The organism is Allobosea sp. GW821-FHT10B12, assembly GCF_059415545.1.
In genome coordinates this window covers 468,188-492,501 of sequence record NZ_JBWKNL010000004.1, presented here as the reverse complement: position 1 = coordinate 492,501, position 24,314 = coordinate 468,188, and the positions used below count along the sequence as shown (strand labels likewise).

Here is a 24,314-nt window from a genome sequence, read left to right as displayed (position 1 = left end):
CTGGATCGTCGACCGTCTCGCCGTCACGCAGCCTTCGGATGCCCCGGCAGCCAGGTCAGGCCGTCGCGGGTGCTGCGGGCGGGCTTGTATTCGCAGCCGACCCAGCCAGCGTAGCCGATGGCGTCGAGATGCCGGTACAAGAACGGGAAGTTGATCTCGCCCGTGCCTGGCTCGTTGCGGCCTGGATTGTCCGCGATCTGGATATGGGCGATCCGGTCGAGATTGGCCTCGATCGTGCGGGCGAGATCCCCCTCCATGACCTGCATGTGATAGACGTCGTACTGGAGGAAGACGTTGGATGAATCGACGTCGTCGAGCAGGCTCAGCGCCTGCGCCGTGCTGTTCAGGAAGAAGCCCGGCATGTCGCGCGTGTTGATCGGCTCGACCAGCAGCGCGATGCCCTCCTGCGACAGCTCGTGGGCGGCAAATCGCAGATTGTTGACCAGCGTCTCATGCAGCCTGGCATGCTCCACGCCTTGCGGTGCAAGGCCCGCAAGGCAGTTGACCTGCCTGCAGCCGAGCTTGAGGGCGTAGTCGATCGCATCGAACACGCCGCGCTGGAACTCGCTGATCCGGTCGGGCAGGATCGCGATGCCGCGTTCGCCGGCGGCCCAGTTTCCGGCCGGCAGGTTGTGCAGCACCTGCGTCAGCTTCCAGCGCTTCAGCCGACCCGCCAGCTCATATTTGTCGTGTTCATAGGGGAACAGATACTCGACGCCGCTGAAGCCGGACTCCGCCGCCGCCTGGAAGCGCTCCAGGAAGGGCAGTTCATTGAACAGCATCGTCAGATTGGCGGCGAAGCGAGGCATGCGTCTCTCCCCTGGTGGCGTCGACTGATCGGACTTACTGGGCCGGCTGGAGCGCGGGTTCGGGCAGAGGCAGATCGAGCACCTCCTCGAACTCGACGATGTTGTCGATCTCGGTTCCCATGGCGATGTTGGTGACGCGCTCGAGGATGAACTCCATCACCACCGGAACCTGATGCTCCTGGAGCCAGGCCCTGGCCTGGGCGAAGGCGGCCTTGAATTCGTTCGGGCTCTTCACCCTTATCGCCTTGCAGCCGAGCCCTTCGGCGACCGCGACATGGTCGACGCCATATCCATCGAGATCGGGCGCGTTGATGTTCTCGAAGGCGAGCCCGACCTGGAAATCCATATCGAAGCCGCGCTGGGCCTGGCGGATTAGGCCGAGATAGGAGTTGTTCACGACGATGTGGATGTAGGGCAGCTTGAACTGCGCCCCGACCGCCAGTTCCTCGATCAGGAACTGGAAGTCGTAATCGCCCGACAGCGCCACGATCTCGCGCTCGGGATCGGCCGCGCGCACGCCGAGCGCCGCCGGCAGGGTCCAGCCGAGCGGGCCGGCCTGGCCGCAATTGATCCAGTGGCGCGGATTGTGGACCCGCAGGAACTGGGCTCCGGCGATCTGCGACAGGCCGATGGTCGAGACGTAGCAGACGTCGCGGCCGAAGGCCTCGTTCATCTCCTCATAGACCCGCTGCGGCTTCAGCGGCACATTGTCGAAATGGCTCTTGCGCAGCATGGTCGCGCGCCGATCGCGGCAGTCCTGCGCCCAACCGGTCCGGTTCTTCAGCAGCCCCTTCCCTTCCCGCTCGCGCGCCACGTCGACGAAGAGCTCGAGCGCCGCCTTCGCGTCGGAGACAATGCCGAAATCCGGATTGAAGACGCGGCCGATCTGGGTCGGCTCGATGTCGACATGAACGAACTTGCGGCCCTTGGTGTAGGTCTCGATCGAGCCGGTATGGCGATTGGCCCAGCGGTTGCCGATCCCCATCACGAAATCCGAAGCGAGCATCGTCGCGTTGCCGTAGCGATGGCTGGTCTGCAGCCCGACCATGCCCGCCATCAGCGGATGGTCGTCCGGGATCGCGCCCCAGCCCATCAGCGTCGGCACGACAGGGACGCCGGTCAGCTCGGCAAATTCGACCAGCAGTTCCGCGGCATCGGCGTTGATGATGCCGCCGCCGGCGACGATCAGCGGCCGCTCGGCCGCGTCCAGCATCGCCATCGCCTTCTCGATCTGGCGACGCGAGGCGGCAGGCTTGTAGACCGGCAGCGGCTCATAGGTCTCGTCGTCGAACTCGATCTCGGCCATCTGGACATCGACCGGCAGGTCGATCAGCACCGGGCCCGGGCGGCCCGAGCGCATGATGTGGAAGGCCTGCTGGAAGACGCGCGGCACCAGCGCCGGCTCGCGCACCGTCACCGCCCATTTGGTCACCGGCTTGGCGATGGCCTCGATGTCGACGGCCTGGAAATCCTCCTTGTAGAGCCGGGCACGCGGCGCCTGGCCGGTGATGCACAGGATCGGGATGGAGTCGGCGATGGCCGAATAGAGCCCGGTGATCATGTCGGTGCCGGCCGGGCCGGAGGTGCCGATGCAGACGCCGATATTGCCGGCCTTGGCGCGGGTATAGCCTTCCGCCATATGCGAGGCGCCTTCGACATGGCGCGCCAGGATATGGCGGATGCTTTGCCGGCTCTTGAGCGCTGCATAGAACGGGTTGATCGCCGCCCCCGGCACACCGAAGGCCTGCATCACGCCCTCCCGCTCCAGAACCCTGATCGCGGCCTCGACGGCTCTCATTTTCGGCATGGCCCGTTCTCCCGTGAGAAAACCGTGTACTGGCATACCAAATTCCAGATAGACGCCTCGGTCAATTTATTTCAGAATATTTTTTCATGTTCTGATAGAAAATAATTTCTTGTTTAAAATCAAAATATTACAATAATTTCAGATAGCCAAGATTTTAGTTATGCAAAATGATTTCGCTTTGAATTGGCCAAGGCGAGCCATCCATGATCTGCTACCGTCCCGACGGTGGTCACGGAGGAGCGCATGGGCCCGATCGAGCAACGGAAAGGACGCGGGCGACCGCGCTCGCTGAAAGCCGCGATCGCCGGCGGGGCGGTGCAGGCGCTCGATCGCGGGCTGGCACTGCTTGAGATTCTCGCCGACGAAGACGGCCTGACGCTCAGCGAGCTCAGCCGGCGCTCGGGCGTCTCGGCCTCGACGGCGCATCGCATCCTGCTGACGCTGGAGAGCCGCGCTTACGTCCAGCACGACATGGAACGCGGCATCTGGCTGGTCGGTGTCGGCGCCTTCAAGACCGGCTCGGCCTTCCTGCGCAACCGCCGCGTCGCGAGCATGGGACGCGCCACCATGCATGCGTTGATGGAGGCCAGCGGCGAGACCGTCAATCTCGGCATCGAGGACAATGGCGAGGTGGTGTTCATCTCGCAGGTCGAGAGCCATGACACGCTGCGCGCCTTCTTCCGGGCCGGCAGCCGCGGCGCGATGCACGCCTCGGGCGTCGGCAAGGCGCTGCTGGCCGAGTTCCCCGAGCATCGCGTGCGCCAGATCTGCGCGCTCCGGCGGCTCGAACGCTTCACCGAGCACACGATCACGGATCTCGGCGAGCTCCTGCGCGAGCTGGCGCAGGGGCGCCGGAACGGCTGGGCGCTCGATGACGAGGAGCGCTCGCTCGGCATGCGCTGCGTCGCCGCGCCGATTTTCAACGAGCATGCCGAGGCGATCGCCGGGGTCTCGGTCTCGGGCCCGACCGTGCGCGTGACGCCGCGCAAGCTCGACGATTACGGCCCGATGGTCCGCCGCGCCGCCGACGAGATCACCCGTTCGATCGGCGGCCGGCTGCCGAAGCGGGAGTGAGGCGCTAGCCACGCTCGGCGAGCGCTTGCCTGATGGTCTCGCCGACGAGATGGGCGCTCGGGGCGATCCGCACCCCGGCAGCCTCCAATGCCCTGATCTTGCCCGCCGCATCGCCCTTGCCGCGCAAGGTGAGCGCGCCGGCATGGCCCATGCGGCGCTCGAGCGGCGCCTCGCGGCCGACGATCAGCGCGACGACAGGCTTCGACGCCGGCGTGCCGGAGAGGTATTCGGCGACCTCTTCCTCCTCCGTGCCGCCGATCTCGCCGATCAGCACCACACCTTCGGTATCGGCATCGTCCAGCACGAGTTCCAGGCATTCGCGCATGCCGATGCCATGGATCGGGTCGCCCCCGACGCCGATCGTCGCCGACTGGCCGAGCCCCGCCGCGGTGACCTGCGCCACGACCTCGCTCGTCAGCGAGGCCGAACGCGAGATGATCCCGACGCCGCCGGGGCGCTCGCTGCCCGTGGCCATCACACCGACCTTGCCGACGCCCGGCACCAGGATACCCTGCGAGTTGGCGCCGACCAGGGTGGTGCGCCCGCCCTTCAGCGCGGCACGCACCCGCACCATGTCCAGCGTCGGCACGCGCTCGGTGACGGTAACCACCAGCGGCATCTCAGCCTCGATCGCCTCGATCATCGCGGCCGCGGCATTGGCCGGCGGCACGAAGACGATGCTGGCATTGGCGCCGGTCTCACGCCGCGCTTCTGCAACGCGCTCATAGACGGGCAAATTCAGGTGCGAGCGGCCGCCCTTGCCCGGCGTCACGCCGCCAACGACCTGCGTGCCATATTCCATCATCCGCGCGACATGATAGGTGCCGGCCCAGCCGGTCATGCCCTGGCAGAGAACACGGGTCTCGCGATTCAGAAAGACGGCCATGGCTCAGGCTCCCTTCTGCGCCAGCGCGACCGCCCTGGTGGCCGCAGTCCACATGTCCGGGCAATCGATCACCGAACAGCCAAAATTCTGCAGGCGCGAGCGCCCGAAATCGGCGTTGTTGCCGGCGAGGCGCACGACAAGCGGTAACGAGCGGCCGGTGCGGCGCAAGGCGATACCGAGCCCCTCGGCGATGGTGTCGCAGGCCTGCATGCCGCCGCCATGCACGTTGATCAGGATCGCGCGCGTCTTCGGATTGTCGAGCAGCAGCCCGAAGCCGTGGGCGATGTCGAGGCTCTTCGCCGTGGTCCTTATGTCCATGAAATTGGCCGGCCGGCCCTTGGCCGCGACGACCATGTCGAGCGTGGCGAGGCCGAGACCCGCGCCATTCGCGACCATGCCGATATCGCCGTCGAGCTGGACATAGTTGAGCTGATGGCGCTGGGCCTGCAGTTCGGCGGCGCTGGTGTCGTCCTCGTCGCGCAGTGCCGCGAGCTCGGGATGCCGGAACAGGGCGTTGTCGTCGAGCGTCATCTTGGCGTCGAGCGCCGCCAGCCTGCCGTCTTCGGTGATTGCGAGCGGATTGATCTCGATCAGGCTGGCGTCGAGCTCGACGAAGGCCCGGCGCAGCCCGTCCACGAGCGCGCAGCCCTGCGCATGCAGCGCTCCCTCCAGGCCGAGCGTCGCGACGAATTCCGCCACATCCTGGACCCGTGCCTCGTTGCCGGCACCGAGCCTGAGCTCGCGGATGCGCAATTCGCCGCGCGCCGCCTGCTCCTCGATATCGGCGCCGCCCCTTTCGCTGCCGATCAGCATCACCTCGCCCGAAGTGGAGTCGACCAGCAGCGCGAGATGCAATTCGCGGCGCGCCGGCAATGCACGCTCGACGAGGACGCGCCTGACGATCTGGCCCGCCGCCCCGGTCTGGGCGGTCACGAGCTGCTTGCCGAGCAATTCCCCGGCTGCGGCCTCAGCGGCGGCGGAGTTCTCCACCCGCTGGATTCCGCCAGCGTGCGCCCTGCCGCCGGCATGGATCTGCGCCTTGATCACCACCGGGCCACCGAGGCGCTGGGCAATCTCGCCGGCTTCCCGGGCGGTGATCGCGACACTGCCTTCCGGCGCAGTCAGCCCGTAGCGAGCCAGCAAATGCTTCGCTTGGAACTCATGGATTCTCACGATCCGGTCCCTCCCGCTGTCGCGCCGTTCGCGGCGCTGTTATATTCTGGCATACATTATGCCAGATTGCAGTCAGGTCAACAACCGATCATCCTCCAGCCCACCAAACTTCAATGCCGTAGCTCTCAGGCGGCGCGATAATCCCAGCTGCCATGCGTCTCCAGCGCCGAGCGCACCGAATTGGCCAGGAAGCAGTTTGCATGCGCGTCATGATGCAGCGTCTCGACGGCGGCCTCGTCCGGCGCCTTCGGCCCGCTGAAGACGACATGCGGCCTGAGCGTCACCGTCGCGACCCACTCCTTGCCGTCAGCGTTCTTGAGCATCGCGCCTTCAGCCGCATCGGCATAGCTGTCGATCCGAAAACCGCGCAGCGCCGCCAGGTTGAGAAACCAGAGCATGTGACAGCTCGACAAGGCCGCGACGTAGGCCTCCTCCGGGTCGACATTGGCGGGATTGGAGAAGGGCACGCGCACGACATGCGGGGAGCTCGAGGCCGGCACCTCCAGCCCGCCGTCGAAGCGCCAGAGATGGGCGCGGCTGTAGCGGTTATCGAGGAATGGCTCCTCGCCGCGCTGCCAGGTGATCGTCGCGCCATGCGTCGCCATCAATTGTCTCCCTGCTCGGAGCAGGCCGCGAGCACGACTACCCGCGTCGCCTGCAGATGGTGTTCGAGGATTTTCTGGGCCGCAGCCGCGTCGCCGGCCGCGACCGTCGCGATCAGTCGGCGGTGCTCATCGGCCCAACCCTGCTTGCGCGAGCCGGGGCCGAGTGCCTGCACGCTGAACCGGTCGATCGGCGCCCGCAGCTGCCGGAACAGGGCAAGGCTGCGCGGACGCTCGGCTGGCCCATAGAGCGCCTCGTGAAAGGCGATGTCGCCGGCGATCCAGCCGAGACGATCATTGGCATCTTCCAGAGCGTCCTGAAGCCGCTTCAATTCGCGCAGCGAGCGCTGGGCATGTCTGCGCAGCGCCCGCATCAGCAGGTCGCTCTCGACCAGCAGCCGGAGATCGAAGAGCTCGCCGATCTCCTCCGCCCGCGGCCGGCTTACCCGGGCGCCGCGATAATGCGCAACCTCGAGCAGCCCCTCGTTCTGGAGCTGGGCCAACGCCTCGCGCACCGGGATGCGGCTGACGCCGTATTCGGCTGCGATCTGTTCCTGGCGCAGCAAATCGCCAGGGCGCCAATGCCCGGCATCGATCGCCTCGCGCAGGCGCTGGGCGAGGGTGGATGCGGTCGTGGCGGCGGTGAGACGAGCAATAGTCATGGGATAATTGTATCCGAAATTTGCTCGCCGGCAAGCCGCACGGCATCGACACTGTTGTCAGGGGCTCGCCGGCCCAGCTACAAGCACGCCGAACGAGAGGTCGTTCGCGCATGACATTCGAGATCGCCGCCACGCCGCAGGAGGCCGTCGACCGACTGGAGCTGCTCTACGAGCAGGCACGGACGGCATTGCGCAACGACCTGCAGCGCTTCTTCCTGACCGCGCAGCCGCCGACAATCGAAGAGCGGGCGCTCTATCGCTATCCGATGCTGCGCGTCAGCTACGAGCCGTCGAAGCTGCCGGCGGCGACGCGGCGCGGCTATGCGAAATTCTCCATGCCGGGCATCTACTCGACCACGGTGACCCAGCCGGCCGAGTTCCGCGCTTATCTGCTCGACCAGCTCCAGCCGCTGGTCGAGGAATATGGCGCAACGATCGAGACCGGCATCAGTAGCCAGGAGATCCCCTATCCCTATGCGCTCGACGGCGGCGACGAGCTCGGCCGCGGCACGGTCACGGCGGCCGAGCTCGCCCGCCATTTCCCGACACCGCTGCTCGCGCTGGTCGGCGACGAGGTCGCCGACGGCTCTTTCGAGATCGTCGAGGGCGAGCCGCGCCCGCTTTCGCTCTTCGACGCGGTTCGCGTGGATTACTCACTGCGCCGGCTGGTACACTATACCGGCACCGACTGGCGCGCCGTGCAGCCCTGGGTGCTGCTGACCAACTATCACCGCTATGTCGATCAGTTCGTCCGGCTCGCTCTGGCCGAGATCGAGGCCGGCACGGCGCAGGCGCTGGTCGCACCGGGCGGCATCCGCATCGATCGCGACGGCATCGACGTCAGCGCCGCCGAGCGGGTGATGTCGGCGCCCTGGCACCGCTTCCAGATGCCGGCCTACCACCTGATCCGCGAGACCGGCGAGGGCGTCACCCTGGTCAATATCGGCGTCGGCCCCTCCAATGCCAAGAACATCACCGATCATCTCGCGGTGCTCAGGCCGAATTGCTGGCTGATGGTCGGCCATTGTGGCGGCCTGCGCCAGACGCAGATCATCGGCGACTACGTCCTCGCCCACGCCTATCTGCGCCAGGACGGCATTCTGGACGAGCTGGTGCCGCCGGACATCCCGATCCCGGCGCTCGCCGAGGTCCAGGTCGCGCTGCAGCAGGCGGCCGCCGAGGTCACCGGCGAGAAGGGCGACCGGCTGAAGCAGCGCCTGCGCACCGGCACCGTCGTGACGCAGGACGACCGCAACTGGGAGCTGCGTTGGACCAAGGAGCGCAAGCGCATCAACCTGTCGCGCGCCATCGCGATCGACATGGAGTCCGGCACGATCGCGGCGCAGGGCTACCGCCTGCGCGTGCCCTACGGCACCCTGCTCTGCGTCTCCGACAAGCCCCTTCATGGCGAGATCAAGCTGCCGGGCGCCGCCAATGCCTTCTATGAGCGTGCCGTCGGCGAACACCTCAAGATCGGCCTCGCCGCGCTGGAAAAGCTGAAAGAAGCCGGCTCATCGATCCATTCGCGCAAGCTCAGGAGCTTCGACGAGCCGCCGTTCCGCTGATGCCGTCATGCTCGCCCTTGTGGCGAGCATCCACGTCTTGAACACGGCTTTCGCCCAGCGAAGACGTGGATGGTCGGGACAAGCCCGGCCATGACGGGGCAGGGGTTACCGGCTCGGGTTACGCCGCCGGGCAGGCCGCTCCGCTATCGGCCCAGGCCTGCATCAACTCGCCGAACTGGGCGTTCGTGCCCGGCACCGGCTGGCGGCCCTTGCCGGGGTTCCAGCCCCAGAGCACCAGCGTGTCTGTGGTGACATGCTTGACGATCGCCGCGAGATCGCGGCTGCCATTGCGGTTCTGGTCCTTGAGCTGCTCGCAGATCTGGCCGAGTGTCTTGCCCTCCCAGGCCATCGAGGCCGGCGCCAGCGCCCAGTGACCATCGCCGGGAACGCCGGCCGGGTCGAAGTTCTGCTTGCCGTGGCAGGTGGTGCAGGCGAGGCCGGGTGCGCCATGCCCGTCCTTGCCGCGTACGACCATGGGCTGGTGTAGCTGCCGCGCGTCGGTCTGGCGTGGCCGCTCCGTCGCCGGGTGGCAATTCATGCAGCGCGGATGCTGCAGCACCTTGCCGATCTCGTTGAACAGCGCGACCGAGCGGTCGCGCTGATTGGCGATATTGGCGAAGCTCGCCGCCGGGCGCAGTGTCGCGCCGCCAGGCTGCGGCGCCGGCGCGGTCTGCGCCAGCGTCAAGGCACTGCCGAGCAGCAAGGTGACGGCCGCCGCAGCGGAAGCGAGAGCGACCCTGCGCATCACACCGTCCCCCCGACCATCGGCAGGGAGAGCGGCCGCTCGCGTCCGAGCCGCGCCAGCGCATTGGCGACCGCCGGCCCGATCGGTGGCACGCCCGGCTCGCCGACGCCTGTCGGCTTCTCGGTCGAGGGCACGATCCTGACCTCGACCTCCGGCATCTCATGGATGCGCAGCGAGCGATAGCTGTCGAAATTGGTCTGGACCGGCCGGCCTTGGTCGAGGGTCAATTCGCCATAGAGGACATGGCCGAGGCCGAAGCCGATGCCGCCTTCGATCTGAGCCCGGATGATGTCGGGGTTGACCGCGACACCGCAATCGATCGCGCACCAGACCTTGTGCACTTTGGGCTCGCCGCCCTCGCCGAGCGAGACCTCGGCGATCTGCGCGACATAGGATCCGAAGCTCTCGACTACGCCGACGCCGCGGGCACGGCCCTCGGTCGGGCCCGGGCCGTTCCACTTGGCGAGGTCCGCGACGGCTTTCAGCACATTGGCGAGCCGCTGATGCTTGCCCATCAGGGCAAGCCGCCCGGCAACCGGATCCTGCCCGGCTTCCTGCAGCAGACGGTCGATGAAGCACTCGACCGCATAGCCGGTATGGGTATGGCCGACCGAGCGCCACCACAAGGTCGGCACGCCGACATCGACGGTGTGCAGGTCGCAGCGGAAATCGGCAACCTCGTAAGGCAGCTCGTTCGCGCCCTCGACCATCACCGGGTCGATCCCATCCTTGATCATCGCCTCGAAGGGCGAGCCCTTCAGGAAGGACTGGCCGACGATCGCAGCGCTCCAGGCGGTGATCTTGCCGTCCTTCACCGCACCGCGCATGCGATGCAGGAAGAGCGGGCGGTAATAGCCGCCGGAGAGATCGTCCTCGCGGGTGCGCACCAGCTTGACCGGCCGGTTCGGCCCGATCGCCTTGGCTGCCTCTGCGAGTTCGACCGCAAGCTCGGAACTCGGCTGCGCCCGCCGGCCGAAGCTGCCGCCGCCGAGCATGGTTTCGACCTGGACCTTCTCCGGTCCGAGCCCGAGCACCTTGGCGATGACCTGATGGTCGATGGTCTGGAGCTGGCTGCCGAGGCGAGCAAGCGCGCCCTGGGCGTTCCATTCGAGATAGCCGTCGAGCGGCTCCATCGGCGCGTGCGCCAGATAGGGGAAGACGTATTCGGCCTCGATCACCTTGTCGGCCTTGGCGAGAACCGCCTCGGCGTCGCCATGCTTGCCGGCGAGCGTGCCTTGCGTCCGCGCGAGCTTGCGGTACTCGGCGAAGAGTTCGCGGCTGCCGCGCTTCTCGGCGGCGCTCTCGTCCCAGGTCACCTTCAGGGCTTCGCGCCCCTTCAGCGCCGGCCAGGTCCCTGTCGCATAGACAGCGACGCCCGAGGGGATCTGCTGGACGTCGACGACGCCCTTGACCTTCTTTGCCTCGGTCGCGTCGAAGGAGGCGACCTTGCCACCGAAGCGCGGCGGCCGGGCGACCACCACCGTCAGCATGTTCGGCGTATGGATATCGATGGTGAACTGCGCCTTGCCGGTCGACTTGCCGAGGCTGTCGAGGCGAGGCGTCGTGCCGTCCTTGCCGATCAGCCTGAACTGCGCGGGGTCCTTGAGTTTCACCTCGGCCGGAGCCTGCAGCTTCGAGGCGGCCTCGGCGAACTCGCCGAAGCGGCCCCGCTTGCCGGAAGCGTGCTTCAGCACGCCCTTCTCGATGCCGATCTCAGCGGCCGGCACCTTCCAGGCCTCGGCGGCCGCCTGCACCAGCATGGCGCGCGCCGTCGCACCGGCCTTGCGCATCTGCTCATAGGAATTGGCGATCGCGGTCGAGCCGCCGGTGCCCTGGATGCCGAAAGCGAGATTGGCATAGAGCTTGGGGTCTGAGGCGGAATGCTCCGCCCGCATCTGGGCCCAGTCGGCATCGAGCTCCTCGGCGGCGAGGGTGGCGAGGCCGGTGAACGGGCCCTGGCCGAACTCGATATGCTTGACCAGCACCGTCACGGTGTCGTCGGCGGCGATGCGGATGAAGGCGTTCGGCGCGAAAGCAGCCGTGCCGCCCGGCTTGAACACCTGGGCCGCACCCGATTGCGCCCGGCCGGCCTGCGGCAGGCTCATGCCGATGACGAGGGCGCCGGCGCCCTTCAGGAGATTGCGGCGGGAAAGATTGATGTCGTGCGCGGTCATGGCTCAGCCCTCCAGCGTGCGCGCGGCGTCGTGGATGGCGGCGCGGATGCGGACGTAAGTGGCGCAGCGGCAGAGATTGCCGTTCATCGCGAGATCGATGTCGCGGTCGGTCGGCTTGCGGATCTCCTTGAGCAGCGCGATCGCGCTCATGACCTGGCCGGACTGGCAATAGCCGCATTGCGGCACGTCGTGCTTGACCCAGGCCGCCTGCACGGCCTGTGCTTCCTTGCCGGTGAGCGCCTCGATCGTGGTGATCTTTGCCTCGCCGATGCCCGAGACCGGCATGGAGCAGGAGCGCAGCGGCTGGCCGTCCATGTAGACGGTGCAGGCGCCGCATTGCGCGACGCCGCAGCCGAACTTGGTGCCGGTCAGGCCGAGATTGTCGCGCAGGACCCAGAGCAGTGGGGTGTCGTCGTCGACATCGACGCGATGCGTCGTGCCGTTGATATTGATCGAGTGGACCATGGCTGCCTCGCGAGATCGCTGGTCATGACGCAGCGCGGCACCATGGCAGCCGGATCGAGGCTCGCTCGCAGGCCCGTTCTGACATATCAGAAGGCGGGCGGTGATCCGTCGTCTTGGGTCGCGCGACTAGACGAGTTAGACGATTTGCGTCTAACTAGAATGGTCGCGCACAGTTTGGATTCTGTCAAGACTGCAAATGAGCGACCGCAGCGAAAGTTCCGTAGCGTCCGGCGAGGACGGCAAGGGCCGCATCGAGCAGATCGCGGCGGCGGCGCTGCGCCTCTTCGCCCGCTATGGCTACAAACGCACCTCGATGGACGACATCGCGCGCGAGGCCGGTGTCGCCCGCGCCACGCTCTACCTCCATTTCAAAGGCAAGGACGACGTCTTCCGGGCCATGCTCGCCGGCCTCGGCAGCCAAGTCGAGACACGTTGCCGCGAGGCGCTGGCAGCGCCCGGATCGTTCGCGCAGCGGCTCGCCGCGCTCATGGCGGCCCATCACGGTACCGCCTTCAGCGCCTTCAGCGCCGGCGAGCATCTCGGCGAGCTCAAGGCGGTGATGGTCGCCATCGCCGGGGCCGAGCTCGCCGCGTTCGAGGCGATCTTCGTCGGGTTCGCTCGTCAGCTGTTCGAGGATGCCGCGGCAAAAGGCGAGATCGCCATCGAGCGCAGCGGCCTGCCTCTGGAAACGCTGATCGCCACGATGATGCGCGCCGCGGCCGGCGCCAAATATGGCGAGCAACCCTCCTGCGAGGATTATCTGATCCGGCTACGCGAGATCGCCGTGGTCTTCGCGGCAGCGGTCGCGAAGGATGCCTAGCGCCAACGCCAGGACCGGGCTTTAGCCCTTATGCGTAAGCCTTTCGTCTAGAGGCGAGGGCTTCGCGTCCTCCGCATGGGCTTTTGCGCACACCCGCGCCGTTGACATGGGCGATATGCGCGGTGCAGCATGCCGCCCGGGGAAACGAACAATCCAGCAATGACCAAGGTTAAGGGCGGATGTCTGAGGATATTATTCTATCGACCTCAGGCCTCACAAAAGAATTCGCCGGCTTCACAGCCGTCAACGGCGTCAACCTGAAGGTCAGACGCGGGTCGATCCATGCGCTGATCGGCCCGAACGGCGCAGGCAAGACGACCTGCTTCAATCTTCTGACCAAATTTCTGCCGCTGACGCGCGGGCAAATCGTCTATAACGGCCGCGATATCTCTCGCGAGAAGCCCGCCGAAATCGCTCGGCTCGGGCTGGTGCGCTCTTTCCAGATCTCGGCGGTGTTCCCCCAGCTCTCGGTCAAGACCAATGTCCGCGTCGCACTGCAGAGGAAGCGCGGCGATTCCTTCGATTTCTGGCGCTCCGAGAAAGTGCTATCCTCGCTCGATCGTGAAGCGCTGGCGCTGGTCGACGCCGTCGGTCTGTCCGCCTTCGCCGATCTGCCGGCGGGCGAACTCTCCTATGGCCGCAAGCGGGCGCTGGAAATCGCGACCACGCTCGCGCTCGAGCCCGAGATGCTGCTGCTCGACGAGCCGATGGCCGGCATGGGCCGCGAGGACATCGAGCGCATCGAGGCCCTGATCCGCAAGGTCTCGAAGGACCGCACCATCCTGATGGTCGAGCACAATCTCTCGGTCGTCGCCTCGCTCTGCGACCGCATCACCGTTCTCGCCCGCGGCCAGGTCCTGGCCGAGGGCGACTATGCCACCGTCTCGAAGGATCCGCGTGTGGTCGAAGCCTATATCGGATCGGGAGTCGGCCATGGCCACTGAAGCCGTGCTGGAGCGCCCGGCCATGGCGACCGGCGGTAAACCGCTGCTGGCGGTGCGCGGGCTCGAGGCCTGGTATGGCGAAAGCCATGTCCTGCATGGCATCGAGCTCGATGTCGGCGAGGGCGAGGTGGTAACGCTGCTCGGCCGCAACGGCGCCGGCAAGACCACGACGCTGAAGTCGATCATGGGCGTGATCGGCAAGCGCAAGGGCTCGGTCAACTTCGCCGGGAAGGAGACGATCTCGCTGCCCTCGCGCGCCATCGCCCGGCTCGGGATCGGCTACGTGCCGGAGGAACGCGGCATCTACTCGACCCTCTCGGTCGAGGAGAACCTGATGCTGCCGCCGCAGGTGAAGCCGGGCGGACTGCCGGTCGAGCAGATCTTCACGCTCTTCCCGAACCTGAAGGAGCGACTCAGGAGCCAGGGCACCAAGCTCTCTGGCGGCGAGCAGCAGATGCTGGCGATCGGCCGCATCCTGCGCACCGGCGCCAATCTGCTCCTGCTCGACGAGCCGACCGAAGGCCTTGCGCCGGTGATCATCGACCAGATCGGTGCCACCATCCGGATGCTCAAGCAGAAGGGCTTCACCATCGTCCTGGTCGAGCAGAACTTCCGCTTCGCCCAGACGGTGGCCGACCGCCACTATGTCGTCGAGCAGGGCAAGGTCGTCGACATGATCCCGAATGCCGAACTCGACGCCAATATCGACAAGCTCCACAGCTATCTCGGGGTTTGACGCAGGGCGTCCAACAAGAACCACACGGACATCAGACATCCCAGGGAGAGAGAACATGCAGCTCAAGACATTGCTCGCGGCCACGGCGCTGGGTGCGCTGATGGTCTCGCCGGCGCTGGCGCAGCAGATCTCGGTCAAGGCCGGCGTGCTCAACGACCGCTCCGGCCTCTATGCCGACCTTTCGGGTGAGGGCTCGGTGATCGCCGCGCGCCTGGCGGTCGAGGACTTCAAGGCGGCCGAGAAGGGCATCAAGGTCGAGATCGTCTCGGCCGACCACCAGAACAAGCCGGACGTCGGCTCGACCATCGCCCGGCAATGGTACGACCAGGACGGCGTCGACCTGATCCTCGACGTGCCGACCTCCTCGGTCGCGCTGGCGGTCAACCAGATCACGCGCGAGAAGAACAAGGTCCACATCAATTCCGGCGCGGCCTCCTCGGACCTGACCGGCAAGGCTTGCTCGCCGAACACCGTCCACTGGACCTATGACACCTACGCGCTGGCGCAGGGCACCGGCGGCGCCATGACCAAGGCCGGCGGCGACAGCTGGTTCTTCCTCACCGCAGACTACGCCTTCGGCCATGCGCTCGAGCGCGACACCGCCGCGGTCGTGACCAAGGCCGGCGGCAAGGTGCTGGGCGCCGTGCGCACGCCGTTCCCGGGCACCGACTTCTCGTCCTTCTTGCTGCAGGCGCAGGCGTCGAAGGCCAAGGTCATCGGCCTCGCCAATGCCGGCGGCGACACCATCAACTCCATCAAGCAGGCGGGCGAGTTCGGCATCGTCGCCGGCGGCCAGAAGCTGGCCGGTCTGCTGGTCTTCGCCACCGACGTGCATGCACTCGGCCTGCAGACGGCGCAAGGGCTGGTGCTGACCGAGTCCTTCTACTGGGACAAGGACGACGGGACCCGCGCCTGGTCGGAGCGGTTCGCCAAGCTCAATGGCGGCAAGAAGCCGTCCATGGTCCAGGCCGGCGTCTATTCCGGCATGCTGCACTATCTGAAGGCGGTCGAGGCGGCCAAGAGCAAGGACTCGGCCACCGTCATGGCCAAGATGAAGGAACTGCCGACCGACGACCCGCTGTTCGGCAAGGGCACGGTCCGCGTCGACGGCCGCAAGATGCACGACATGTATCTGTTCGAGGTCAAGAAGCCCTCCGAATCGAAGGGCCCGTGGGACTATTACAAGCAGGTCGCAGTGCTGAAGGCGGACGAGGCCTTCAAGCCGCTCGCCGAGAGCGAGTGCCCGCTCGTCAAGAAGTGACGGGCTGAGCCTGTCCCAATGCGTCGCTCCGGGGCCGCAGACGGCCCCGGACCATCTTTCTTAGAACGGTCGATCGCATGTTCGAGCTCTTGGGTGTTCCTCCACAAGCCCTGTTCGGCCAGCTTCTGCTCGGCCTGATCAACGGCTCGTTCTACGCGATCCTGAGTCTCGGCCTGGCAGTGATCTTCGGCCTGCTCAACATCATCAACTTCACCCATGGCGCCCAGTACATGATGGGCGCCTTCGTCGCCTGGATGTGCTTGAACTATCTCGGTATCAACTACTGGGCGGCGCTGCTGCTGGCACCGATCGCGGTCGGCATCACCGGCGTGGTGATCGAGCGCTTCCTGCTCAAACGCATCGCCCATGTCGACCATCTCTATGGGCTGCTTTTGACCTTCGGCCTGGCGCTGATCATCCAGGGCCTGTTCCGCAACAGCTACGGCTCTTCCGGCCTGCCCTACCAGATCCCCGCAGAACTGCGCGGCGGCTACAATCTCGGCTTCATGTTCCTGCCGACCTATCGCGGCTGGGTCGTCATCGCCTCGCTGATCGTCTGCCTCGCCACCTGGTTCATGATCGAGAAGACCAAGCTCGGCTCCTATCTGCGCGCCGCCACCGAGAACCCGACGCTGACCCAGGCTTTCGGCATCAACGTGCCGCTCCTGGTGACGCTGACCTATGGCTTCGGCGTCGCGCTCGCAGCCTTCGCCGGCGTGCTGGCCGCGCCGATCTATTCGGTCAACCCGAACATGGGCGCCGACCTGATCATCGTCGTCTTCGCGGTGGTGGTGATCGGCGGCATGGGTTCGATCATGGGCGCGATCGTCACCGGCTTCTCGCTCGGGCTGGTCGAGGGCCTGACCAAGGTGTTCTATCCAGAAGCTTCGGCGACCGTGATCTTCATCATCATGGCGATCGTGCTTCTGGTGAAGCCGGCCGGCCTGTTCGGCCGCGCCGCGTGAGGAATTGAGATGGCAGACATCGCTTCCACCGACGCTCCCGCCGCCGGCCTCGCCATCGGAGAGGTCGACGACAGCACCGAGCGGCTGCATCGCTACCTGATGATCGGCATCGCGGTCGCCCTCGTGATCGCGCCCTTCGTCGCCTACCCCGTCTTCGTCATGAAGGTCTTGTGCTTTGCGCTGTTCGCGCTCGCCTTCAATCTTCTGCTCGGCTATGGCGGCCTGCTCTCCTTCGGCCACGCCGCCTATTTCGGCATGGCGAGCTATGTCAGCGCCTACACCGCCAAGCATTGGGGGCTGACGCCGGAGCTCGCCATCCTCGCCGGCACGGGGATCGCCGCCCTGCTCGGCCTCGCCTTCGGCGCGCTCGCGATCCGCCGCCAGGGCATCTATTTCGCCATGATCACCCTGGCGCTGGCGCAGATGGCCTTCTTCTTCTCGCTGCAGACGCCGCGCTTCACCGGCGGCGAGGACGGCATCCAGGCGGTGCCGCGCGGCAAGCTCCTCGGCCTTGTGAGCCTCGCCGACGATCGCGCTCTCTACTGGCTCGTCGCCGCAATCTTCTTCGGCGGGCTGCTGCTGATCTACCGCATCATCCACTCTCCCTTCGGCCAGGTCTGCAAGGCGATCCGCGACAACGAGCCGCGTGCAATCTCGCTCGGCTACCGCGCCAGCCAGTACAAGCTCGCCGTCTTCGTGCTCTCGGCCGGGCTGGCGGGGCTCGCCGGCGCGACCAAGGCGATCGTCTTCCAGCTGGCCTCCCTCACCGACGTGCACTGGTCGATGTCGGGCGAGGTCGTGCTGATGACGCTGGTCGGCGGGCTCGGCACCGTCTTCGGCCCGATCGTCGGTGCAATCGTCATCGTCTCGATGCAGAATTTCCTGGCGACACTCGGCGCTTGGGTCACGGTGGTGCAGGGCGTCGTCTTCGTGATCTGCGTCCTGCTCTTCCGCGAAGGCATCCTTGGCCTGATCGCCAAATGGATCAAGAAGCCACTGTGACCGGTGGCTATTTGCCGAGCAGGTAGTCCGTTACGGCTGCTCGATCCGCTGCGCTCAGGCCGGCGGGCGGGCTCATCCAGCCGCCTTGCACCACCGCATCGGGATCGGCGAGATAGCCGAGCAGCCGCTCGCGATCCCAGGCGAGTTCTTGCGCCTTTGCAGCCTTGAACGCCGGCGAATAATCGAAGCCATCGGCTGAGCCGAGCGTACGCCCGCTGAGATTGGCAAGATGCGGTCCGGCCATTCCCGCCTTGGTGGGGTCGAGGCTGTGACAGGACTGGCAGGCCTTGAACACGGCCGCTCCCGCCTGCTCCTGCGCCTGAAGCGAGCTGGTCAGGGGCAGCGCGAGCGCCGAGAGCGCCGCGAGCCGCCACCTCACGCCGGCTTCACCGTCTGGATGCGCACCAGCCGGTTGGTGCCGCTCTCGCCGCCCCAGGCCTCGCCGCTCCGCCCGTCCATCTGGCGGACATTGGCGCCGGGCTTGTCGCTCGGAAAACTGTTGAACTCCTCGGTGAGCGGGTCGAAGCGGACGATGCTGTTGAGGGCGAAATCGGTGAGCCAGACCTTGTCGGCATCGTCGACATAGACCGAATAGGTCCGCGGCTTGTGGCCGGGCAGCTTCCAGCCCTTCCAGCTGCCGCTTTCGGTGTCGAAGGACGAGACCTGCCCGGAATTCCACTCGCTGACCCAGATCCGGTTCTTCGAATCCGACCAGACCCGGCGTGCGCCCTGCCCTTCCGTCGGCGGATCGACCACGGTGAAGGCGCCGCTCTGGGTGTTGATCCTGGCGATGTAGTTGCCGGCGAGCGAGGCGAACCAGATCTCGCCGGCAGGGGTGCGCGTCATGCCATAGGGACCGGCGCCGCGCGGCGCATCGAAGATCTCCATCTTGCCCGATTTCGGATCGAGGCGGCCGACGATGCCGTTCTGGCCGGTGAACCAGAGCATGCCGGCCTTGTCGAAGACCGGCGTATTGAGATTGGCGCGCTCGCGGCCTTGCGGCAGCTTGAACAGCTCGACCTTGTGCGTCTTGTCGTCGACGCGGGCGATCGCATTCTGTCCGCCCTCGGTGACCCAGGCGGCGCCATCAGGGCCGCGCACCACGCCATGCGGGGCAGCGCCGTCGCCGAGCGGAATCACCTTGGTCTGGCTGGTGCGTGGATCGAAGCGGCCGAGCACGCCGTTGCGTTGGCCGCAGACCCAGAGGGTGCCGTCGCCAGCATCGGTGACGTCGCGCGAGCCCTTGATCTCCGGCACCTCGAAATAGGTGACGATGAACGGGTTGCCAGGTTGCGGCTGGCCGGTCGCTTCGGCGCTGCGCAAGATCAGATTCGGCGCGGCAAGGCCGGCAAGACCGAATTTCAGGAACGAACGGCGCAGCATCGGCGTCTCCTTTCGTTGTCGGCCGGCGGATCATCTGCCTCAGGAAGAGAGGCGTAAACCGACAACATCGTGAAACTGTGGCTGCGGCCGGGCGGTTCCCACGGTCGTTTCTAGCGCTGTCGCTGGATTCCTTCGGGCAGGGCCGAGACTCGCGCCATCTCGCCGCTGCGGAGCGTAGCCGGATCAGCGAGATAGTCCCGGGCCATCGGCATGGCGTCGACGCCCCAGAACACGTCGCCGTCGATGACGAGACTCGGGACGCCGAAGACGCCGGCGGCAACTGCCTGCTCGGTCGCCAGGCGCAGGCGGTCCTTGACCTCCTGCTCGCCGATCAGCGCCAAGGCATCGGGGCGGCCGGCGGCATCCGCGACCTGCTGCAGGACCTGCGGATCATTGGCGTCGCGCCCCTCGCCCCAGACCAGGCGGAAGGCGACCGTGACCGCCGCTTCGCTTCCGTCGAGCGCGGTCAGCAGGCGCAACATCGCCAGCGGGTTGAAGGGATGGCTCGGCGGGAAGCGAAAGGGCACACCCATCGCCTGCGCCGTGTGGGTGGCGAGCCGGTAGGTATGGACGCGTTTGGGCGCGATCTCGGCCGGGCCGAGCTGGCCCCAGGCCTTGAGGACTGCGCCGAAAACGATCGGTTTCAGCATAACCGGCCGCTGTGCCCGGATCGCGTCGAGCCGCGTCAGCGCCAGGTGCGCGAAGGGTGAGATGATGTCGAAATACCAGAGGGCAGGCGCAGGCACGGGCAGGCTCACTTGACCAGTTCGAGGGCGGCGCGGAACTGTGGGTGCTCGGCGGTACGCAGCCATTCGAACACGACCATCTCGGTGGTGACGATCTCGGCGCCGTTTCGCTCCAGCCGGCGCAAGCTCACGTCCTTGCTTTCCGGCACGCGCGAGCCGACGGCGTCCTGCACCACGAAGACTCGGCGCTTATGCTCGAGCAGCGACAATGCGGTCTGGCCGAAGCAGACATGCGCCTCGCAGCCGCAGAGGACGAGGTCGTCATCGCCGGCGATGGCCTCGACGAAGCCTGGCGTGGCGCAGGCATCGAAGCTCATTTTGGCGATGGCGGGCGCGGCTTCGGCGAGGTCGGGAACCGTCGCGCTAAGCCCGGCCGGATTCTGCTCGGTCATCACGATCGGCACCTCCAGCAACTTTGCCGCCGCGACCAGCCTGCCGGCATTGGCGAGGAGGCGCGGCCCGTCATGGATCGCTGGCATCAATCGCGCCTGGAAGTCGATGACGACGAGGCGGGACCGTTTGGCGTTCATCAGATGCATCCGCATCACCTCCGCAGGAGCCGGTCGAGCTCGGTTTCGACATGGCGCTCCATCAGCGGGCGCGCCGAGGCGCCGAACATGCGGATGCGGCGGGTATGGGCCAGCAACAGCACGCCGGAAGCATGGGCGAAGGCGTCGGTCATGATCAACTCGGCCTGCGCGGCATCGGCGCCGAGTTCCTCTGCCGCGTCACGGATCGGAGCCAAGGTTGCCTCCAGCGCCTCGTTCAGCGTCTTGTCGCGCTCGCGGCCGAGGCCATGCGGGCGCATGCCGCCGCGAAACAGATAGAAGCCGAGATCGAGATCGCGGGGGTTCTGGGCATAAAAGTCGAAGAAGGCGAGTGCGGCGGCAGAGAAGCGCTCTGCCGGCGTAACGCCGGCAGCGACTGCGAGATCGACTGCCGCCTGCAGCGCGGCGATCGAGCGGCCGAGCACCTCGGCATAGAGCGCCTCCTTCGAGTCGAAATGGAAATAGAGCGCCGCCGGCGTGTAGCCAGCCTCTGCGGCGATCGCCCGCAGCGAAGCGCCGTCCAGCCCCTCGCGCTCAAACACGGCGCGCGCCGCGACGAGGATGCCTTCTCGCTTCCCGTCAGTCGCGGCATAGCGACCACGTTTTCGACTGACTGCTTCCTCGCTCACGCCCGAACGCCTCCAACCCTCTTGACGAAAATCTAACGCCGTTCAATTTTAACAGCAATCATCGCTCGGGAGGAGGCTAGCATGTTGATGGACGCAGCTGGCTATCGTGAATCGCTGCGTGCCTATCGGCCGCGTGTCTTCGTCGGCGGCCAGTGCGTCGAAAGCGTCGCCGACGAGGCGCTGCTGCTACCGGGCATAAACGGCATCGGTGTCACCTACGATCTCGCCCATGACGAGGCCCACCGGCCGATCATGACGGCGGTCCAGGACTCCTCCGGCCGCACCGTCAACCGCATGCTCCATATCGATGCCGGCTCCAGCGATCTGCTCGCCAAGCTCGAGGCCGTCCGGCTGGTCTGCAAGATCTCGGGCTGCGCCCAGCGCTACCTGACGCATGACGCCTTCAACGGCATCCTGCAGGCGACGGTCCGCGCCGACGCCAATCACGGCACCGAATATACCCAGCGCTTCCTCGCCTATATGCACCGCATCCAGGACGAGGACCTGACTTGCGGCGTCGCCATGACCGACGCCAAGGGCGACCGCTCGCTGCGGCCAGGCGCGCAGCCCAATCGTGATTCCTACGTCCACATCAAGGAGCGCCGACCGGACGGGATCGTCATCCGCGGCACCAAGGCGATCGTCACCGGCGCGCCTTATGTCCACGAATTCCTGGTGATGCCTTGCCGCACCCACGCCAAAGGCGACGAGGATTTCGCCGTCTGCTGCGCCGTGCCCTGCGATGCGCAGGGCATCACCATCGTCGCGCGCCCAGCCGGACGGCCGGGTGATCCTGCAGCGAAATTCTCGGCCAAGTACGGCCAGTCGACCGGCGCGGTGATGTTCGACGACGTCTTCGTGCCGTGGGAGCGCGTGTTCATCGCCGGCGAGACCGAGGAGGCCGGCTATCTCACCACCAGCTACGCCACCCATCATCGCCATAGCTGCATCGCCGCCCGGGCCGGCTTCGGCGACCTGCTGATCGGTGCCGGCGCGCTGATGACCCAGGCCAACGGGCTCGATGCCGACAGGCATTCCCATGTCCGCGAGCAACTGGTCGAGTTGATCACCATCACCGAGAGCTTCTTCGCCTGCGGTGTCGCAGCCTCAGTCTATTGCAGCAAGGACGAATCCGGGGTGGCGATGCCCGACGCAGTTTTCGCCAATATCGGCAAGCTGCTCCTGGCTACCAAGATCTACGACATGCACAGGATCGCGCATTACGTCTCCGGCGGCCTCGTTGTCGCCCTTCCCGGTCCGGACGAGGACCATAATCCCGAGACCTCGGCCTCGCTCGCGGCCGTGCTCACGGGGCGGCAGGACATCCCCTATGAGCAGCGGGCCGAGGTCGCCCGCTTCATCGAGGACCTCACCGTCTCCAAGGAGGCCGGCTGGTATTCGGTGATCTCGCTGCATGGCGGCGGCTCGCCGGAGGCGATGAAGCGCGAGATCTGGCGCAACTACCCGGTCATGGAAAAAGTCGCGCTGGTCGAGAGCCTGCTCGATCGCGGCGTGCTCGCCGACGGCTCGCGCGTCAGCAAGCAGCCCGGGCGCTGCTGCGTCACTGGCTGCGAGGTGCCTGAACGCATGACGACACAGGAGGCGGCGGAATGACCGTGCACGCTCACGCCACCCACCGGGTCCTCAACCAGGCCCGGCCCGCCACGGGCTGGAATGCCTTCTCCGGCGATACGGTGCTGCAGGGGATCGTCGCGCGCGGCGCACCCTGGGTCGCGGACAAGGCGGCGGCGCTCGGCGCCCAGGCCGGCGATGCCGAGGTGCAGGAGCTCGCCCGCCTCGCCAATCGCCATGGTCCAGAGCTCAGGACGCACGACCGCTATGGCAATCGTGTCGACTGGATCGACTTCCACCCGGCCTGGCACGAGTTGATGGCGCTCGCCTTCGCCCATGAAGTGCCCTCGCTTGCCTGGACGACGACAGAGCCGAACGGCCATCTCGGCCGCGCCGTGCTGTCCTATCTCTGGAACCAGATCGAGCACGGCGTCGGCTGCCCGACCGGCATGACCTATGCCGCCTTTCCCGGCCTCGCCCAGCCGGAATTTGCGCTTTGGCGGCAGAAGATCACCTCGGGCCGCTACGACAAGCGCCCGCTGCCGGTTACGCAGAAAACCGGCGCCAGCATCGGCTATGCGATGACCGAGAAACAGGGCGGCTCCGATCTGCGCCAGACCCAGACCACGGCCCGCTTCCTCGAGGATACGCCGGAAGGCCGGGTCTATCTGATCACCGGGCACAAATGGTTCTTCTCGGTGCCGCAATCGGACGGGTTCTTCACCCTGGCGCAGACTGAGAGCGGCGTCTCCTGCCTGTTCTGTCCGGGCTTCCTGCCCGATGGCAGCCGCAACCGGCTGCAGATCCAGCGCCTCAAGGACAAGGCCGGCAACCGCTCCAATGCCTCCTCCGAGGTCGAGTTCCGCGAATGCCTCGGCTGGCTGGTCGGCGAGGAGGGGGCGGGCATCAAGGAAATCCTCAGCCACGCTCATCTGACGAGGCTCGATTTCGCCGTCGGCTCGGCCGGGCTGATGCGCCAAGCGCTGACACTGGCGCTGAACCATACCCAATCGCGCCGCGGCTTCGGCTCCTCGCTCGCCGAGCAGCCGATGATGACCAATATCCTCGCCGATCTCGCGATCGACTCGGAGGCCTCGACGCTGATGGCCTTCAGGGTCGCCGCCGCGACCGATGCGATGGAGACGACCGAGCAGGAACGGCATCTCGCCCGCGTCACCACCCCGCTGGCGAAGTTCTGGAACTGCAAGCGCGCCGCCGCCTTCGTCGTCGAGGCGCTGGAATGCCATGGCGGCAACGGCTTCATCGAGGAGAACCCGATGGCGCGGCTCTATCGCGAGGCTCCGCTCAACGCGATCTGGGAGGGCACCTCGAACATGATGTGCATGGACGTGCTGCGCGCCTTCAACCGCGATCCGCGCACCAAGGAAGCCTTCATGACCGAGGTGGGCGCAGCCCGCGGCGCCAACCGCGCCCTCGACCGCTGGCTCGACCGGCTCGGCGACGAGGCGGCCAAACCGCGCAACGATGACGGTCACGGCCGCCGGCTCGCCAATCTGATGGCCTATGCGCTGCAGGCCTCGGAACTCAGGAAGCACGCCGACGAGGCGGTGTTCGAGAGCTTCTGCCGCTCGCGGCTCGACGCCGACTGGGGCTATGTCTTCGGCACGCTCGACCCCGCGCCGGAGCTGGCGGGGATCGTGCGCCGAGCGACAGTCGCGCAGGGCTGAACCTCAGCCCTGCGATGATCCATAAAAACACGCGCCCCAAGCCCGATCCCTCAGGGAG

At 66.6% G+C, this 24,314-nt stretch carries 24 protein-coding genes; 10 read left to right on the top strand and 14 right to left on the bottom strand.

Translation table 11 applies throughout. The annotated features are described in order from the left end of the window. Nucleotides 1-23: 23 nt before the first annotated feature. Nucleotides 24-809, bottom strand: coding sequence for a hydroxypyruvate isomerase (gene hyi, locus AC07O0_RS17010; protein ID WP_494624862.1), 786 nt, complete (start codon nt 807-809; stop codon nt 24-26). 34 nt (nt 810-843) lie between these two features. Then, the gene (gene gcl / locus AC07O0_RS17005) at nt 844-2,616 is read right to left on the bottom strand and encodes a glyoxylate carboligase (RefSeq protein ID WP_494624861.1); all 1,773 of its coding nucleotides are present in this window, start codon (nt 2,614-2,616) and stop codon (nt 844-846) included. A 243-nt stretch (nt 2,617-2,859) separates the two neighbouring features. On the opposite strand from gcl, the gene bhcR reads away from it, so the two are divergent. Then, nucleotides 2,860-3,690: an HTH-type transcriptional regulator BhcR gene (gene bhcR, locus AC07O0_RS17000; protein ID WP_494624860.1), complete on the top strand. Its 831-nt coding sequence runs from the start codon at nt 2,860-2,862 to the stop codon at nt 3,688-3,690. Between the two features lie 4 nt (nt 3,691-3,694). Here the strand turns inward: bhcR and sucD are convergent, their stop codons facing one another. From sucD to AC07O0_RS16980, 4 genes are all read right to left on the bottom strand, one after another. Continuing rightward, nucleotides 3,695-4,576: a succinate--CoA ligase subunit alpha gene (gene sucD, locus AC07O0_RS16995; RefSeq protein ID WP_494624859.1), complete on the bottom strand. Its 882-nt coding sequence runs from the start codon at nt 4,574-4,576 to the stop codon at nt 3,695-3,697. Between the two features lie 3 nt (nt 4,577-4,579). Next, nucleotides 4,580-5,749 (bottom strand): ADP-forming succinate--CoA ligase subunit beta, encoded by a 1,170-nt coding sequence (sucC, locus tag AC07O0_RS16990; RefSeq protein WP_494624858.1) that lies wholly within the window; start codon nt 5,747-5,749, stop codon nt 4,580-4,582. Between the two features lie 125 nt (nt 5,750-5,874). Continuing rightward, nucleotides 5,875-6,354, bottom strand: coding sequence for an OsmC family protein (locus tag AC07O0_RS16985; protein ID WP_494624857.1), 480 nt, complete (start codon nt 6,352-6,354; stop codon nt 5,875-5,877). Continuing rightward, the gene (locus AC07O0_RS16980) at nt 6,354-7,013 is read right to left on the bottom strand and encodes a GntR family transcriptional regulator (RefSeq protein WP_494624856.1); all 660 of its coding nucleotides are present in this window, start codon (nt 7,011-7,013) and stop codon (nt 6,354-6,356) included. Before AC07O0_RS16980 ends, AC07O0_RS16985 begins: the two co-directional genes overlap by 1 nt. Nucleotides 7,014-7,123: 110 nt before the next feature. Here AC07O0_RS16980 and AC07O0_RS16975 point away from each other — a divergent pair, with 110 nt between their 5' ends. Next, nucleotides 7,124-8,578 (top strand): AMP nucleosidase, encoded by a 1,455-nt coding sequence (locus AC07O0_RS16975; protein WP_494624855.1) that lies wholly within the window; start codon nt 7,124-7,126, stop codon nt 8,576-8,578. A gap of 118 nt (nt 8,579-8,696) precedes the next feature. Here AC07O0_RS16975 and AC07O0_RS16970 read toward each other — a convergent pair whose 3' ends face one another. Genes AC07O0_RS16970 through AC07O0_RS16960 form a run of 3 tightly spaced genes read right to left on the bottom strand, consistent with a single transcriptional unit; the run spans nt 8,697 to nt 11,962 of the window. Continuing rightward, nucleotides 8,697-9,323: an Isoquinoline 1-oxidoreductase subunit gene (locus tag AC07O0_RS16970; protein ID WP_494624854.1), complete on the bottom strand. Its 627-nt coding sequence runs from the start codon at nt 9,321-9,323 to the stop codon at nt 8,697-8,699. After that, nucleotides 9,323-11,497, bottom strand: coding sequence for a xanthine dehydrogenase family protein molybdopterin-binding subunit (locus AC07O0_RS16965; RefSeq protein ID WP_494624853.1), 2,175 nt, complete (start codon nt 11,495-11,497; stop codon nt 9,323-9,325). Before AC07O0_RS16965 ends, AC07O0_RS16970 begins: the two co-directional genes overlap by 1 nt. Nucleotides 11,498-11,500: 3 nt before the next feature. Beyond that, the gene (locus AC07O0_RS16960; protein ID WP_494624852.1) at nt 11,501-11,962 is read right to left on the bottom strand and encodes a (2Fe-2S)-binding protein; all 462 of its coding nucleotides are present in this window, start codon (nt 11,960-11,962) and stop codon (nt 11,501-11,503) included. A gap of 196 nt (nt 11,963-12,158) precedes the next feature. Between AC07O0_RS16960 and AC07O0_RS16955 the strand changes: the two genes are divergently transcribed. From AC07O0_RS16955 to AC07O0_RS16930, 6 genes are all read left to right on the top strand, one after another. Next, complete coding sequence (locus AC07O0_RS16955) at nt 12,159-12,782, top strand: TetR/AcrR family transcriptional regulator (protein ID WP_494624851.1); 624 nt, start codon at nt 12,159-12,161, stop codon at nt 12,780-12,782. 179 nt (nt 12,783-12,961) lie between these two features. Beyond that, entirely contained in the window at nt 12,962-13,726 is a 765-nt protein-coding gene (locus AC07O0_RS16950) for an ABC transporter ATP-binding protein (protein WP_494624850.1), read from the top strand. Then, complete coding sequence (locus AC07O0_RS16945; RefSeq protein ID WP_494624849.1) at nt 13,716-14,462, top strand: ABC transporter ATP-binding protein; 747 nt, start codon at nt 13,716-13,718, stop codon at nt 14,460-14,462. The genes AC07O0_RS16950 and AC07O0_RS16945 overlap by 11 nt, the downstream gene beginning before the upstream one ends. A 55-nt stretch (nt 14,463-14,517) precedes the next feature. Further along, entirely contained in the window at nt 14,518-15,723 is a 1,206-nt protein-coding gene (locus AC07O0_RS16940; RefSeq protein ID WP_494624848.1) for an ABC transporter substrate-binding protein, read from the top strand. Nucleotides 15,724-15,800: 77 nt separating this feature from the next. Next, nucleotides 15,801-16,688: a branched-chain amino acid ABC transporter permease gene (locus tag AC07O0_RS16935; RefSeq protein ID WP_494624847.1), complete on the top strand. Its 888-nt coding sequence runs from the start codon at nt 15,801-15,803 to the stop codon at nt 16,686-16,688. A gap of 9 nt (nt 16,689-16,697) precedes the next feature. Next, the gene (locus AC07O0_RS16930) at nt 16,698-17,690 is read left to right on the top strand and encodes a branched-chain amino acid ABC transporter permease (RefSeq protein WP_494624846.1); all 993 of its coding nucleotides are present in this window, start codon (nt 16,698-16,700) and stop codon (nt 17,688-17,690) included. Between the two features lie 7 nt (nt 17,691-17,697). Here the strand turns inward: AC07O0_RS16930 and AC07O0_RS16925 are convergent, their stop codons facing one another. From AC07O0_RS16925 to AC07O0_RS16905, 5 genes are all read right to left on the bottom strand, one after another. Further along, nucleotides 17,698-18,069, bottom strand: a complete 372-nt coding sequence (locus AC07O0_RS16925) for a c-type cytochrome (protein WP_494624845.1) — start codon at nt 18,067-18,069, stop codon at nt 17,698-17,700. Continuing rightward, nucleotides 18,066-19,073 (bottom strand): Vgb family protein, encoded by a 1,008-nt coding sequence (locus AC07O0_RS16920; RefSeq protein WP_494624844.1) that lies wholly within the window; start codon nt 19,071-19,073, stop codon nt 18,066-18,068. Before AC07O0_RS16920 ends, AC07O0_RS16925 begins: the two co-directional genes overlap by 4 nt. 110 nt (nt 19,074-19,183) lie before the next feature. Next, nucleotides 19,184-19,819, bottom strand: coding sequence for a 2-hydroxychromene-2-carboxylate isomerase (locus AC07O0_RS16915; protein ID WP_494624843.1), 636 nt, complete (start codon nt 19,817-19,819; stop codon nt 19,184-19,186). An 8-nt stretch (nt 19,820-19,827) separates the two neighbouring features. Next, nucleotides 19,828-20,349 carry an isochorismatase family protein gene (locus tag AC07O0_RS16910; protein ID WP_494624842.1) on the bottom strand — a complete coding sequence of 174 codons (522 nt, stop codon included), beginning with the start codon at nt 20,347-20,349 and terminating at the stop codon, nt 19,828-19,830. 14 nt (nt 20,350-20,363) lie between these two features. Continuing rightward, a complete protein-coding gene (locus tag AC07O0_RS16905) occupies nt 20,364-20,996 on the bottom strand; it encodes a TetR/AcrR family transcriptional regulator (protein ID WP_494624841.1) in 633 nt (210 codons plus the stop codon). Between the two features lie 81 nt (nt 20,997-21,077). Between AC07O0_RS16905 and AC07O0_RS16900 the strand changes: the two genes are divergently transcribed. Beyond that, nucleotides 21,078-22,610, top strand: a complete 1,533-nt coding sequence (locus tag AC07O0_RS16900) for a 4-hydroxyphenylacetate 3-hydroxylase family protein (protein ID WP_494624840.1) — start codon at nt 21,078-21,080, stop codon at nt 22,608-22,610. Further along, nucleotides 22,607-24,256, top strand: a complete 1,650-nt coding sequence (locus AC07O0_RS16895; protein ID WP_494624839.1) for an acyl-CoA dehydrogenase family protein — start codon at nt 22,607-22,609, stop codon at nt 24,254-24,256. Before AC07O0_RS16900 ends, AC07O0_RS16895 begins: the two co-directional genes overlap by 4 nt. Nucleotides 24,257-24,314 lie beyond the last annotated feature (58 nt).

Excerpts from the sequence above, each read along its gene's own strand:
- hyi (WP_494624862.1), bottom strand. The coding sequence starts at position 809 with ATGCCTCGCTTCGCCGCCAATCTGACGATGCTGTTCAATGAACTGCCC.
- AC07O0_RS16935 (WP_494624847.1), top strand. The coding sequence starts at position 15,801 with ATGTTCGAGCTCTTGGGTGTTCCTCCACAAGCCCTGTTCGGCCAGCTT.
- AC07O0_RS16945 (WP_494624849.1), top strand. The coding sequence starts at position 13,716 with ATGGCCACTGAAGCCGTGCTGGAGCGCCCGGCCATGGCGACCGGCGGT.
- AC07O0_RS16920 (WP_494624844.1), bottom strand. The coding sequence starts at position 19,073 with ATGCTGCGCCGTTCGTTCCTGAAATTCGGTCTTGCCGGCCTTGCCGCG.
- AC07O0_RS16900 (WP_494624840.1), top strand. The coding sequence starts at position 21,078 with ATGTTGATGGACGCAGCTGGCTATCGTGAATCGCTGCGTGCCTATCGG.
- AC07O0_RS16970 (WP_494624854.1), bottom strand. The coding sequence starts at position 9,323 with ATGCGCAGGGTCGCTCTCGCTTCCGCTGCGGCGGCCGTCACCTTGCTG.
- bhcR (WP_494624860.1), top strand. The coding sequence starts at position 2,860 with ATGGGCCCGATCGAGCAACGGAAAGGACGCGGGCGACCGCGCTCGCTG.
- AC07O0_RS16960 (WP_494624852.1), bottom strand. The coding sequence starts at position 11,962 with ATGGTCCACTCGATCAATATCAACGGCACGACGCATCGCGTCGATGTC.
- AC07O0_RS16980 (WP_494624856.1), bottom strand. The coding sequence starts at position 7,013 with ATGACTATTGCTCGTCTCACCGCCGCCACGACCGCATCCACCCTCGCC.
- AC07O0_RS16975 (WP_494624855.1), top strand. The coding sequence starts at position 7,124 with ATGACATTCGAGATCGCCGCCACGCCGCAGGAGGCCGTCGACCGACTG.
- AC07O0_RS16955 (WP_494624851.1), top strand. The coding sequence starts at position 12,159 with ATGAGCGACCGCAGCGAAAGTTCCGTAGCGTCCGGCGAGGACGGCAAG.
- AC07O0_RS16950 (WP_494624850.1), top strand. The coding sequence starts at position 12,962 with ATGTCTGAGGATATTATTCTATCGACCTCAGGCCTCACAAAAGAATTC.
- gcl (WP_494624861.1), bottom strand. The coding sequence starts at position 2,616 with ATGCCGAAAATGAGAGCCGTCGAGGCCGCGATCAGGGTTCTGGAGCGG.
- AC07O0_RS16940 (WP_494624848.1), top strand. The coding sequence starts at position 14,518 with ATGCAGCTCAAGACATTGCTCGCGGCCACGGCGCTGGGTGCGCTGATG.
- AC07O0_RS16910 (WP_494624842.1), bottom strand. The coding sequence starts at position 20,349 with ATGAACGCCAAACGGTCCCGCCTCGTCGTCATCGACTTCCAGGCGCGA.
- AC07O0_RS16895 (WP_494624839.1), top strand. The coding sequence starts at position 22,607 with ATGACCGTGCACGCTCACGCCACCCACCGGGTCCTCAACCAGGCCCGG.
- AC07O0_RS16965 (WP_494624853.1), bottom strand. The coding sequence starts at position 11,497 with ATGACCGCGCACGACATCAATCTTTCCCGCCGCAATCTCCTGAAGGGC.
- AC07O0_RS16985 (WP_494624857.1), bottom strand. The coding sequence starts at position 6,354 with ATGGCGACGCATGGCGCGACGATCACCTGGCAGCGCGGCGAGGAGCCA.
- AC07O0_RS16930 (WP_494624846.1), top strand. The coding sequence starts at position 16,698 with ATGGCAGACATCGCTTCCACCGACGCTCCCGCCGCCGGCCTCGCCATC.
- sucD (WP_494624859.1), bottom strand. The coding sequence starts at position 4,576 with ATGGCCGTCTTTCTGAATCGCGAGACCCGTGTTCTCTGCCAGGGCATG.